Below are 12891 nucleotides of genomic sequence, written 5' to 3' on the forward strand. Positions count from 1 at the left end.
ATTTCTCAACAAGGATAATTAAGTCTATGAAATCCTAACATTTTTCCCCGCACCTTTTTGCAATTTCAATCCAAGTGACACTGTTTTATCGGCTAAAATTGATTGGGCATCAATTACATGATAGGGATGGTCGGGCGCTTTTTCCTGGGCTAATGATAATTCAGTACAGCCAAGAATGATAACATCACAATTTAACTCAGTTTGCATTTGGGCTAATAAAGCATGAAAATGTGCGGCATTTACGTGTCCGTTTTGTTTAATATCGGTAAAAATCAATTTTTCTGTTGCAGCTAAAATTGATGGCGTCGGCTTAACTGGTTCATAACCATTATTAGTTAGGAGACCGTCATAAATTCCATTGTTAATCGATCCAGGAGTTCCTAAAATACCAACACGGTGAGCGGTAGGCGCAATTACCTTAATTTGCTCCACAGCTAATTTGGGCATATGCAACATTGGGATAGATGTTGCATTCTGCATTTGTGGATAAAAATAATGCGCGGAATTACAGGTTAGGACAAAAAAAGAGGGATTTAACTTACTTTGCTGTTTAATATCGGCTAGCAAGGATGGTAATGGATTTGTTTGGCTGTGGTCCATTATATAAGAAGAGCGATCGGGAATGGTCGCATGATTAACCACTAAATAATCTAAATAGTCTTGATCACTGCTACTTGGTGTCCGCTCATTGAGTAAACGAACGAAACTTTCGGTTGCTAATGAGCCCATGCCACCTAAGATGGTAAAAAAGTTATCCATTGTTTAGGCCTCCAGTAATATTGGTATTATCATAGCAGATTAATGATTGAAAAGTGATAAAAATTGAAAAGTTTCGTTTGTTTCACGTGAAACAATTACTAATAAAAACACCTCTATCTAAAATTAGATAGAGGTCATTTTAGTTATTGAGTAGGAGTGACAGAAGATGGTTGCGTATTACTTGAACTTGGTGAATTATTATTTTCTGGTGCTGAATACGATGAACTCGAGGATACAGATGAAGATGAACTTTGCGGAACTGTTGAGGAACTTGATGGTGCTGTATAGCTATATGAAGAACTACTGTACTGTTCTTGATAGTTCGTTGTACTTTCTGATGAAGAGCTTGATGAGGACTTGTGTTTCTTCTTATGAGAACTACTGCTAGTAGTTGAAACTGTAGTATCAGTATCTTGTGTGTTGACCGGGTTACGTTGCTTAATTGCAAAAACAATAATCATAACTAGTAAAAGGCCCAGTAAAGCAAATAAAATAATCCGAAACCACCGTCGTTTTTTACGGGGTTTTTTAGGTTTATTAGGTTTCTTTTGGTTTCGATTACGTTTTTGAAAAAGACGGTTGCTTTTTTTGCTAGGTTCTTTCTCATCATAACGAGCCATCCGTGTATTTGGTTCTTGATCGTTCAAAAAATCACCTCAAAATAGATAAGTATGGCAAAAGCGTTAGCTGACATGCAGCTACAATAATATCAAAGCAAGTGAAAGGAAAAGACATTTTACATTATTTTTACGAAATTATTAAACTACAATTGTATTATACACTCCAAATGAGATAGACAAAAGCCGATTAGCTTTTCAACTAGTCGGCTTTTGAAGGAGTAGGATTATGTTAGCTGTCGGGAAACAGCTATTCTTTACATTACTTTGGAGGAGTAAATGAAAGAGGTTTAATTGGTATGTTTTTATAATACCGTGGCCGTGTGAAAAATATGTGAAGTAAAAGCAATAAATTTGCGAATCTATTTATAAAAACAATTAGAAACTATTAATATTACCTAAACGTCATAATTTTATTTTAAATTAAATTAATTGAAACCATTGACAAGTAGGTAAAATGATATTATGATTACAACATAATTAAATTTGAATGAGAAAAATGAAACACGTTGAGAGGAAAAAGTAACTTAGTTGTTTTCGCAAGAGAGCTCCAGTATGGTGAGATGGAGTCGACAACAGTTAGGTAAATATCATCCTTGAGTGATTACTTGAAAGCAGTTGTTAGTAAAGTAAATTGGATGCATCCATTACAGTGCCTGCGTATATTTGTACGTTTTGAGGTTTAATTAGTGATAATTAAACGAATTTAGGTGGTAACACGGTGTTTCCCGTCCTATCAAGTATTTTCCGCTAGGAAGTATTTGGTAGGGCGTTTTTTTGTTCAAATAATAAAGAGAGGTGGTGGCGATGAAATCGGACATTTCTGACATTAGTCAGATTAAAATTTTAAATTTGTGGGCATTAACCAAACACATAGTTTCAATTTCTCACCACACACATAAAACACATAGTTTTAATGAAGTACAATTTCTACACATAGCAACATCCCATAGTATCAAATAATTAAGTTAAGCTTCGCGGTAGTAACCAGCTATCAAAACGAAGCTTTTTTTGTTGTCTTTTTTAGAACAACAGTTCGCATTAATCTGGTACAATAGTTACACTGCTTTAATCGATGGGGGTAAATAAAAGTGGCAAAACGCCGAAGGAAGAGAAAACAAAAAATTTCGCTGATTAGTACTTTGATTGCGGTGATGATTGTTGCAGTGGGTGGGTATCTGCAGATTAATACACCAACCAATAATCATACGACAACTGATAACACGAGTAGTCAGAGCGTTTCTACTAAACAATTAGCAAACTTAAAGTATTCTGGTCATCAAATTATTAAAGTTAATCAGAATAAACCGACATTTAGTCAAAGTGATTTAAGCATTGCTCATGGGAGTTGGCAAAAATATCATGATTTAGATCAGCTAAATCGTGTCGGGGCAGCCAACGCAATGTTAGGGCAAGACTTAATGCCAAAGGCGGAGCGTGATCCGCTATATGTAGATCCAACCGGATGGCATAATAAACAGGTTCATTCAGATGGACAAACCGTTTGGTTATATAATCGCAGTCATTTGATTGGTTACCAGTTGACAGGGCAAAATAATAACATGAAAAATTTAATGACAGGAACGGCTAGCCTGAACTCACCTGGGATGGAAAATTATGAAAATGAAATTGCTGACTATATCAAGGATACGAATCATCATGTTCGGTATCAGGTTGAACCAATTTTTCGAAATCAGGAATTGCTGGCGCGGGGAGTTCATATGATGGCCGAGTCTGTGGAGGATAAACGAATTAGTTTTAATATTTATATTTTTAATATTGAAGATGATGTCACCCTCAACTATGCGGATGGAACTAGTACCAACTAGCGACGACTATTCAAATAATATGCTAATGCGATCAGCAGAAGCAAAATAATGATGGCCAAGCCTGGATTTTCACGCAATAACACACGAAAAGCATGAATTTGGCCAATTCCAATGGGTAGATAAAAGGGCATTTTTATTCACCAATCCTTTGTTTGAAGTTGCATTGATTATACACTCAATTAAGCACAGACCAAAAGATATGCTAAAATCAGTGGTGTAGGGATTTAATAGAAACTAAATTGAGGAGTACGATATGTTAATTAGCTGGGAACTAATTCGAACTATTTCTTACTGGATCATCGTCGTCAACGCAATTGGGGCTGTGTTTACCGTCTTTCGTGAAAAAAGAGATATTGCCGCAACGTGGGCGTGGCTATTAGTGTTGGTATTGGTTCCGGTAGTTGGGTTTATCGCGTATGCCTTTTTGGGACGAAAGCTACCGCATAAACGGTTAGATCTAATTCAAGCACAAACTGAATTGGAACTAAGTGAGGCATTAGAAGCACAAAAACGTGAAATTGGTAATATGAATAGCACATATGCTGACCAAATTACGACCACTGCTAAGGCGATGGTGACATTATTTCAAAATTCAGATAACGCCTTTTTGACTCGTAAGAACCGGTTAAAAATTTTTACGAGTGGCAATGAGTTATTTCATGACATGCTACAAGATATTGAACGGGCAACGCACAGTATTCACATTGAATTTTATACATTTTATGCCGATAAGATCGGTAATGAAGTACTCCATTTACTGGAAAGAAAAGCTAAATCTGGCATTGAAGTTCGGGTAATTTACGATTCATGGGGTTCAATGGGAACTAAGCGTAAGTTTTTTGACCAGCTTCGTGCTAATGGCGGTTCAGCAGAACCATTCCTAAGAACCCATTCAAACCTATTTGATTTTCGTCTTAACTTTCGTGACCACCGTAAAATTGTTGTCATCGATGGTCGAATTGGGTATGTTGGTGGATTTAATATTGGCGATCAGTATTTGGGTCGAGATCCTAAATTTGGTAATTGGCGGGATACACATCTGCGGATTGTGGGTGGCGGGGTATTTTCACTGCAACAACGATTTATTCGTGATTGGAATGCTACCGATAAAAATAAAATTACAGCATATAAACCGTATTTTCCAGTCAACCATGTTAAGGGTGAGACTAGTTTGCAAATTGTTTCAAGTGGACCTGATTCCGACTTACAGCAAATTAAATTGGGCTACCTGAAATTAATTAATTCAGCTCGTGACAGAATTTGGATCCAATCACCGTACTTGATTCCAGATGATAGTGTTTTGGATGCTCTGCGGGTGGCCGCAATGTCAGGAGTCGATGTTAGAATTATGATTCCTAATATGCCGGACCATGCATTTGTCTACCGGGCCTCTCAGTATTATGCTCGTCAATTGGCTGATGAGGGAATTACAATTTATTTCTATCGAAACGGTTTTATGCATGCCAAAACCATGGTTGTAGATGGCAAAATGTCATCGGTTGGTTCGGCTAATATGGATTTTCGGAGTTTCAAATTAAATTTTGAAATTAACACGTTTGTTTATGATCATAAGGTGGCCGATCAATTAGAACAAATTTATATGCAAGATGTTCGTTTAAGCAAGGTAATGACACCGGAAAGATTTGCCCAGCAGTCGTTGTGGTTACGCTTTAAACAAACCTTCTCACGGTTATTATCACCAATTTTGTGATTAGGTGCGGGCTGAACTCTAAAGCGGTGGGAGGTGCAACATGATTAAAATTAGGGATGTGGCCAAAAAAGCCGGGGTGTCGGTTTCAACCGCCTCACGGGCTTTAAATAATAATACGCGGATTAGTGCGGCCACTAAAGTTAAAATTAAGAAAATTGCTGATGAACTCGGTTATTTGCCTAACTATAACGCCAAAAATTTAACGTTGGGCAAGGCGAATGTGGTCGGGGTGATTTTTCCGCCAGCTGCCGAAGATTCGCAGGATAATCCATTTTATATTGATATGCTCCGCGGCATTAATGATGAATTATTGTTACACAACTTCGTTTTGTCGGTGGCAATGGGGGCTACCGATAAAAAATTATTACAAAATGTGAAATCAATGGTGCAGCAGGCCAAAATAAAATCATTTGTAGTCCTGTATACTGATAGTAATGACCTAGTTACCAAGTATTTACGCCAACAGCAGTTAAATTTTGTGGTAATTGGTCAGCCGGAAAGCGGATCTGCAGATCGGTTTGTTGATAATAATAATGTAGCTGCCGGGCAGGCCGCTACTGATTATTTGATTCAAAATTTTGCGGTTAAAGATCCGCTATTTGTTCAATCTGAGTATGGCTGGCAATATGAAGTTAATCGCCGGCAGGGTTATGAAACCAGTATGCGGCAAAATGGCTTTACCCCCATTATTTTTGAACTGCCTAAAGTCAACCTGTCACAGTCGTTGGCTCGTTTTTTAGCTGCCAACCAGCAAATTGATGCAGTAATTAGTACTGATGATTTAGGGTTTATTAGTTTTTATCGGGCCTGGCAAACCATTCGGCCGCAAAATGAAGTCCCGGCAATTTGTTTTAACCGCAGTTCGTTGATCAATTTATTAGGGCGGAAAATTGCGACAGTTGACATGTTACCAAAAAAATTAGGATCAGGTGCCGCAGAGTTATTGTTTGAACAACAGTCACAGAAAATAATTGAATACAAAATTAATTAAAAACGACGGATGGCTTAACGATAGCTGTTACGTCGTTTTTAATGGCTAAAATTGAAAATAAATTTGTGCAACCGGTTGCACAAATTGTGGAAGCGCTTTATAATATCCCTATTCAGTTAACCGAATGTTGCAAACAGTTGTTGCTTTGTACTTAGTGAGAGGTGTGAATAAGGATGGAAATGGAACAAACACAAAATAGGGACAAGGCGCATACACTGCCCAGACTATCAATGTCCACCATTTGGATGATGAACTTTGGGTTTTTCGGTGTTCAAATGGCTTTTTCGCTACAAAGTTCAAACATGGGTCGTATTTTTCAAACGTTAGGGGCCGATCCGAACAAATTAGGTTTTTTCTTTATTTTGCCACCGTTGGCAGGTCTCGTAGTTCAACCATTAGTCGGTTATTATTCGGACCGAACTTGGCTGCCCAAAATCGGACGTCGATTACCGTATCTGATTGTGGGTTCAGTGGTTGCGGTAATTGTGATGGCATTATTGCCTAATGCCGGTAGCTTTGGCTTTGGTTTTGGTTCAGTTACGGCACTGGTTTTTGGCGCAGTCACGATTTTATTTATGGATTTATCTTCTAATGTCGCCATGCAGCCCTTCAAAATGATGGTCGGGGACATGGTTAACGAAGAGCAAAAAGGATTTGCCTATTCAATTCAAAGTTTATTATCAAATAGTGGTTCCGTGTTAGCTTGTATCTTTCCGTATCTCTTAACGATTCTGGGAATTGCCAATACTGCGCCTAAAGGAACAGTACCACCATCGGTAGTGGTTTCATTTTATGCCGGGGCGGTTATTTTAATTGTTTGCAGTTTGTTTACGGTCTTCAAAGTTGATGAGTATGATCCAGCTCAATACGCTGCCTATCATGGCATCAAGGAAGAAAGTGTACATGATAAAGTCAATATTTTCACATTATTAAAGGATGCGCCAAAGGTTTTTTGGACCATTACGATTGTGCAGTTTTTTTGCTGGATGGGTTTTCAGTACTTATGGACTTACGGTGCGGGCGCCATTGCCAAAAACGTCTGGCAAACAATTGATGCCTCCAGCGCGGCTTATCAAGAGGCTGGTAACTGGTTCGGAATTTTGTCCGGGTTGTATGCTTTAGCCGCAGTGGCATGGTCATATGTACTTTCACGAGTTCCTAATGATAAGCATAAACCAGCCTATACCATCAGTTTAGTACTGGGGGCGCTTGGATTTATTTCAGTGTTCTTTGTGCATAACCAATGGTGGTTGTTAGTTTCATTTATTTTGATTGGAATTTCGTGGGCGGCCATGATGACGTTCCCATTTACAATCTTAACGAATGCTTTGTCAGGATCTAATATTGGAACTTATCTAGGTTTGTTTAACGGGAGTATCTGTCTCCCACAAATTGTTGCATCCGTCGCTAGCTTTGCCCTATTCCCATTAATGGGTTCTTCCATGCCAGGAATGATTTTATTGGCCGGGATTTTGATGGCAATTGGGGCCATAGCAGTTAATGGAATTACAGAAACTTACGGTGAATAAGGAGTTTAAGCTAATGAAAAGAATATTTGATGTTCGGCCATGGCATGTTACGACGACTGACTGGAATCCAGCCAATAAACGGCTGCAAGAATCAATGACTAGTTTAGGTAATGGTAATTTAGGGATGCGCGGGTTCTTTGAAGAACAATATACTGGTGATACACTGCCGGGGATTTATTTAGGCGGTGTCTGGTTTCCAGATAAAACTAGAGTTGGTTGGTGGAAGAATGGTTATCCAAAATACTTTGGTAAGGTAATTAATGCAATCAATTTTATGGCCACCGATATTAAAATTAACGGTGAATCGGTTGATCTGGCGCACGATCAAATCAGTGACTTTAAGCTCGATTTAGACATGCAACAATCCGTCCTGACTAGAACAGTGACCGTGCATAAAAATGATGCTACCGTCCAACTGGTCTTTGAACGGTTTATCAGTGCGGCCCAAAAAGAGCTTGTCGTCCAGCGTATTACGGCTAACAACATTGGCGATACAGCGGCCACGATTGAAATAGCCTCGGCAGTTGATGCTAACGTAGTTAATGAAGATGCTAATTATGATGAAACGTTTTGGAATGTTTTAACCACAAACGCGGATCAACAGCAAGCGACAGTAGTGGCAATTACCAAGGAAAACAATTTCGGAACCCCTCGATTCACTGTGGGCACACAAGCAACCGTTAAGACGGACCTTGATGCAGTGCAGCATGAACAAACTGATACCAAAGCAGTCAATGATTTCAAAGGCCAATTAGCTGCTGGGGCTCATACGGTATTTGAAAAACGAACGATCATTGTTACTTCGCGTGACTATGCTAGTCAGGCTGAGCTAGAACAACAAATGGTTAAGCTCAGTCAACAAGTTGCCCAAGAATCCTATGACCAACTGTTTGCAGCCCATCGGAATGTGTGGGCCGCACGGTGGGAAAAGTCGGATGTGCAAATTAACGGTGATGATGCGGCACAACAGGGTATTCGGTTTAATTTATTTCAACTATTCTCTACTTATTATGGCGAAGATTCTCGTCTAAATATTGGACCCAAAGGCTTTACAGGTGAGAAATACGGCGGAGCCACTTACTGGGATACTGAGGCCTTTGCGGTACCAGTTTATTTAGGTATCACAGATCCATCAGTGACCCGAAATTTGTTAATGTATCGCTATCAACAGTTGGACGGGGCTTTTCATAATGCACGGGAACAAGGATTGAAGGGTGCGCTTTACCCGATGGTGACTTTTGATGGGATTGAATCGCATAATGAATGGGAGATCACGTTTGAAGAAATCCATCGCAATGGTGATATTGCTTTTGCTATTTATAATTACACTCGCTATACCGGAGATGAATCCTATGTGCTAAATGAAGGTAGTCGGGTCTTAACAGAAATGTCTCGTTTTTGGGCTGATCGGGTTCATTTTTCCAAACGAAATCATAAATATATGATTCATGGTGTTACAGGACCAGATGAATATGAAAACAATGTGGATAATAATTGGTACACAAACTATTTGGCTCAATGGACACTCAAATATACTTTGGCCACCGTGGCCAAAGTAACGCCAGCTGTTGCAGCCAAGTTACAAGTTACTGAGCAGGAAAAACAACAATGGCAAGATATTGTTGATCGGATGTATTTGCCGGAAGATAAAGAACTAGGTATTTTTGTCCAACACGATGGCTTTTTGGATAAAGATATTGAGCCAGTCAGCTCAATTCCGGCAGATGAACTACCGATCAATCAACATTGGTCATGGGATAAGATTTTACGCTCACCATATATTAAGCAGGGCGATGTGTTACAAGGCGTTTGGGATTTTATTGATGACTTTACACCAGAGCAAAAGAAGCGCAACTTTGATTTTTATGAACCATTAACTGTTCACGAATCCAGCCTTTCGGCAGCAATTCATTCTGTGTTGGCGGCCGATTTAAAATATGAAAAACAAGCCGTTGAAATGTATGAACGCACTTCACGGTTAGATTTAGACAACTACAACAACGACACTGATGATGGGCTCCACATTACTTCAATGACTGGTGGTTGGTTGGCGATTGTGCAAGGATTTGCCGGGATGCGGGTTCGTGATGGTCAGCTGCATTTTGCACCATTTTTACCGCAGAAATGGGATTCATATCAATTCAGACAACTATTTAGAGGTCGCATCATTAAAGTTAAAGTTGATCAAAATGGCACCCAAATTAGTCTTTTGTCAGGAGAACCCTTAACAATTGATTTGGCGGGTGATCAAGTTAAACTAACCAAATAAAAATGAAAGTGGGCAAAAAGCAGTTAGCTTACATGGGAAACTGGCTTTTTGAGCACATTTTGGTCACTATATTTGATTAGTCAAAAAAGGAGACTGCGGCAAGATAGTTTTTGCCAGTCTCTAATTACCCTGTGATTTTGGGATTAAGGGAGATTAAAAAATGCAATTTAACGATATTAAGGGGTTTGCTTTTGATTTAGATGGCGTGATTGCAGATACGGCCAAATTTCACGGGCAGGCCTGGCACCAAACGGCAGATAAGGTCGGTTCACCATGGACAGCGCAACTAGCCGACAATTTAAAGGGTGTTAGCCGAATGGATTCACTGGAAATGATCCTAAAAGCTGGCGGTCATGAGCATGAGTACTCACTGGCACAAAAGGAGCAATTGGCGGCGGCTAAAAATGAAAATTATCTGCAGTTAATTAAAACCTTAACACCGCATGATATTTTGCCGGGCATTGCTGTTTTTTTAAATGAACTAAAGACAGATGGGTACCTGATGTCAGTGGCCTCGGCCTCCAAAAATGCTCCTACGATTTTGAAACAATTACAATTGACGGATTATTTTGTGGGCACGGTCGATCCGGAGACACTAACTGCTGGCAAGCCTGACCCGGAAATATTTATCAAAGCGGCTGAAATAATGCATTTAAGCCCCAAAAATGTCGCCGGCTTGGAAGATTCGAGTGCCGGGATTACGGCTATTAATGCTGCGGGTGAATTATCAATTGGAATTGGCACGGGCTTACCCGCGGCGCAGATTAAGTTTGATGACACTAGTATGGTAACGATTAATAACATTAAAAAACAATTGAAGTAGATAAATTTAGAGACTAGGCAAAGGCTATTTTGCTTCAGTCTTTTTTTGACTAATCGAATGGTCAAAACGTGCGCAAAAAGCTCCCAGGCATGTAAAGTCCCACAAATAAATATTCAAATCTAAAATATCCATTTGTGGGGGTTACATAGCTGGGAGCTAACCGGCTTTTTTCCCACTCGCTAATTTTCGAGCCGAACTAAGACACCAGTTTCAGCGGCCTGTTTAATGGCCATCAAAGCTTTCAGTGTTTTAACGTTATCAGCTGGTGTAACAATTGGGGCTGCTTCACCACGGATTACTTTAATGAAGTGTTTTAATTGCATTTTGTGAGGTAGGGTCGGATCAACCGCTGGAACATCTAACTGGAGCGGCTTATGCCAAGACGGATCACCGCTATAACTAAATTTATGCAAACGAGGAAGCGATAACGAGCCCTTAGTACCGCCAATATAATAGGCATCGGCATCAAAAGGTCGATATTGAGGATCTTCGCGGGCAGTGGCCTCCCAGTTCCACGGTGCCACAGTCGCATCAGAAATGGTCATGGAAGCTAAGGCACCGGATTTAAAGCACACATTGACAACCGCCGAATCTTCAGTTTCAAATCCGCGAGCAGTTGATGATTGCATGCCTTGAACTGAATCAATTTCACCAATCAAATAGCGCAATAAATCAACATCATGGACCAGGTTGACCAGAATAGGGCCGGCCCCTTTTTTTCGCCGCCAAGCAACATCGAAATAACTGTCATTTTTGTAAATCATATAGTGAAATGATGCCACGGTTAACTGGCCTTATTTACAAATGGATTATAGCGCCGATGCTGACCAACCAAAACTGGTACTTTGGTGGCGGCAATTTCTTGAACAAACTTTTCAGCATCTGCTAAGTCATCCGAAATTGGTTTTTCAACTAAGGTGGGAATGCCACGCTTGACTACTTCGCGTGCAATCGGAAGATGCAGATTATTGGGAGTAACAATAATGACCCCATCCGGTTTAATCTCGTCCATCATTTGGTGATAATCTTGATAAAATGGGACCTGTACTTTAGTGGCAATTGCTTTCGCACCGGTATAGGCATTTTGAAATTTGCACCACTTGAGAAGTTAGACTATCAAACATGGCAACAAGTATTAAACATCAACTTGAATGGCTACTTTTTAATGGCTCAAAAATTTGGCCAAGTGATGATGAAACAAAAGAGTGGTACGATGATTCATATTTCAACAGTGGCGTCACAGTCACCGGAAACGTATAGTGGTGCATACAGTACCAGTAAGGCCGGCGTTAATATGTTATCAAAACAGCTCGCTGCTGAATGGGGTGAATTTGGGATTCGCAGTAACGTGATTATGCCGTGTTTAGTTAAAACACCAATGTCAATGAGCTTTTACTCTGACCCGCAAGTTGAAAATGGACGTAAAAAATTAACTGCCAACAAGCGAATCGGAAGTGTCCAAGACATTGCAAACACGGTATTATTTCTTGCTAGTGATCGGTCAGACTACATCAACGGAGCTCAGATTCCAGTCGATGGCGGGTTTAATATTATGATGGGTGACCAAATTCCGAAGCCGGGAGGCCGCAAGGAATATGCGCTTGAACATTTGAATTAATAAATTAAGCAGCAATGAATTACCATCATTTTGATTGAGTAAGCGTGTCCGCAAGTACAGGATTTTTCGTATAACCACAAAAAGATGCTGCGTGCATAGGCTAAAAATACCTATGCACGCAGCATCTTTTGGGGTTACACTACAATGCTTCAACGTACTTGCGAACACGCTACTTTCGTAGGTCAACCGCTTTATTCAAAAAGTATACTAAAATTGCACCGACGGTCATGGATAGTAATTCACCAATACCAGTTGATAGCCAGGCAGCCCAAAAAGTAGGCCAAAAAGCGGCGTTGCCAACCCAAGCGAGTTCTAATGCAATCATCCACATCATAAATGTAGTAACTAGAATTGCAATGATCATTTTGATGATCAGATTAGACACGTGCTTAGTTAAAAAACGAATCAACATTAACATTACTAATGTTTGAAAACTACCCCAAACAATATCAATAATGCCTAGTGGTGAGGTGATATTAGCAATGGCCACGCCTAGCGTTACGGATAAAACATATCGTTTGTTAAATAACGCCAGATGATTGAACGTTTCTGACAATCGCAATTGATATGCGCCGAAGCTAAAGGGTGCCAAGACTATCGTAACAACGACGTAGAGTGCAGCAACAACCGCTACCTTTGCCAAATCGGCAATGCTTTGGATGCCAAAAAAACTAGTCTTAGAATTCATAACAAATTCCTTCCTTTGCTCAATATTCAATTTTTCGTGCTTTCTTAGCCTACCGCA

At 39.9% G+C, this 12891-nt stretch carries 11 protein-coding genes, 1 pseudogene and 1 other annotated feature; of the genes and pseudogenes, 7 read left to right on the forward strand and 5 right to left on the reverse strand.

Translation table 11 applies throughout. From position 1 onward, the window contains the following. Positions 1-24: 24 nt before the first annotated feature. Positions 25-759, reverse strand: a complete 735-nt coding sequence (locus FFM51_RS00875) for an aspartate/glutamate racemase family protein (RefSeq protein WP_137596779.1) — start codon at positions 757-759, stop codon at positions 25-27. A gap of 143 nt (positions 760-902) precedes the next feature. After that, entirely contained in the window at positions 903-1406 is a 504-nt protein-coding gene (locus tag FFM51_RS00880) for a hypothetical protein (RefSeq protein WP_137596780.1), read from the reverse strand. Between the two features lie 470 nt (positions 1407-1876). Next, positions 1877-2115, forward strand: a binding site (T-box leader). Between the two features lie 352 nt (positions 2116-2467). Between FFM51_RS00880 and FFM51_RS00885 the strand changes: the two genes are divergently transcribed. The 6 genes from FFM51_RS00885 to pgmB all read left to right on the forward strand — a co-directional run bounded on the left by FFM51_RS00885 (position 2468) and on the right by pgmB (position 10528). Further along, on the forward strand, positions 2468-3205 hold the full coding sequence (locus FFM51_RS00885) for a DNA/RNA non-specific endonuclease (RefSeq protein WP_223875868.1): 738 nt from the start codon (positions 2468-2470) through the stop codon (positions 3203-3205). A gap of 253 nt (positions 3206-3458) precedes the next feature. Continuing rightward, the gene (gene cls / locus FFM51_RS00890; RefSeq protein ID WP_137596781.1) at positions 3459-4916 is read left to right on the forward strand and encodes a cardiolipin synthase; all 1458 of its coding nucleotides are present in this window, start codon (positions 3459-3461) and stop codon (positions 4914-4916) included. A gap of 40 nt (positions 4917-4956) precedes the next feature. After that, positions 4957-5907: a LacI family DNA-binding transcriptional regulator gene (locus FFM51_RS00895; protein ID WP_137596782.1), complete on the forward strand. Its 951-nt coding sequence runs from the start codon at positions 4957-4959 to the stop codon at positions 5905-5907. Positions 5908-6080: 173 nt separating this feature from the next. Next, a complete protein-coding gene (locus tag FFM51_RS00900) occupies positions 6081-7436 on the forward strand; it encodes an SLC45 family MFS transporter (protein WP_137596783.1) in 1356 nt (451 codons plus the stop codon). Between the two features lie 13 nt (positions 7437-7449). Next, positions 7450-9705 carry a glycoside hydrolase family 65 protein gene (locus tag FFM51_RS00905; protein WP_137596784.1) on the forward strand — a complete coding sequence of 752 codons (2256 nt, stop codon included), beginning with the start codon at positions 7450-7452 and terminating at the stop codon, positions 9703-9705. A gap of 160 nt (positions 9706-9865) precedes the next feature. Beyond that, positions 9866-10528, forward strand: coding sequence for a beta-phosphoglucomutase (gene pgmB / locus FFM51_RS00910; protein ID WP_137596785.1), 663 nt, complete (start codon positions 9866-9868; stop codon positions 10526-10528). 179 nt (positions 10529-10707) lie between these two features. Here the strand turns inward: pgmB and FFM51_RS00915 are convergent, their stop codons facing one another. Together FFM51_RS00915 and FFM51_RS08880 are read right to left on the reverse strand one after the other, a co-directional pair. Continuing rightward, complete coding sequence (locus FFM51_RS00915) at positions 10708-11310, reverse strand: Gfo/Idh/MocA family oxidoreductase (RefSeq protein WP_223875869.1); 603 nt, start codon at positions 11308-11310, stop codon at positions 10708-10710. A 2-nt stretch (positions 11311-11312) separates the two neighbouring features. Then, the gene (locus tag FFM51_RS08880) at positions 11313-11588 is read right to left on the reverse strand and encodes a Gfo/Idh/MocA family protein (RefSeq protein WP_223875873.1); all 276 of its coding nucleotides are present in this window, start codon (positions 11586-11588) and stop codon (positions 11313-11315) included. Between the two features lie 21 nt (positions 11589-11609). On the opposite strand from FFM51_RS08880, the pseudogene FFM51_RS00920 reads away from it, so the two are divergent. After that, positions 11610-12146, forward strand: a pseudogene (locus FFM51_RS00920) (SDR family NAD(P)-dependent oxidoreductase); the annotation flags it as partial. 169 nt (positions 12147-12315) lie between these two features. Here the strand turns inward: FFM51_RS00920 and FFM51_RS00925 are convergent. After that, positions 12316-12834 carry a QueT transporter family protein gene (locus FFM51_RS00925; RefSeq protein WP_137596786.1) on the reverse strand — a complete coding sequence of 173 codons (519 nt, stop codon included), beginning with the start codon at positions 12832-12834 and terminating at the stop codon, positions 12316-12318. Between the last annotated feature and the right edge of the window lie 57 nt (positions 12835-12891).

The sequence above is a fragment of the Paucilactobacillus kaifaensis genome, from assembly GCF_005405145.1.
GTDB lineage: Bacteria > Bacillota > Bacilli > Lactobacillales > Lactobacillaceae > Paucilactobacillus > Paucilactobacillus kaifaensis.

Excerpts from the sequence above, each read along its gene's own strand:
- FFM51_RS00895 (WP_137596782.1), top strand. The coding sequence starts at position 4,957 with ATGATTAAAATTAGGGATGTGGCCAAAAAAGCCGGGGTGTCGGTTTCA.
- FFM51_RS00900 (WP_137596783.1), top strand. The coding sequence starts at position 6,081 with ATGGAAATGGAACAAACACAAAATAGGGACAAGGCGCATACACTGCCC.
- pgmB (WP_137596785.1), top strand. The coding sequence starts at position 9,866 with ATGCAATTTAACGATATTAAGGGGTTTGCTTTTGATTTAGATGGCGTG.
- FFM51_RS00925 (WP_137596786.1), bottom strand. The coding sequence starts at position 12,834 with ATGAATTCTAAGACTAGTTTTTTTGGCATCCAAAGCATTGCCGATTTG.
- cls (WP_137596781.1), top strand. The coding sequence starts at position 3,459 with ATGTTAATTAGCTGGGAACTAATTCGAACTATTTCTTACTGGATCATC.
- FFM51_RS00875 (WP_137596779.1), bottom strand. The coding sequence starts at position 759 with ATGGATAACTTTTTTACCATCTTAGGTGGCATGGGCTCATTAGCAACC.
- FFM51_RS00905 (WP_137596784.1), top strand. The coding sequence starts at position 7,450 with ATGAAAAGAATATTTGATGTTCGGCCATGGCATGTTACGACGACTGAC.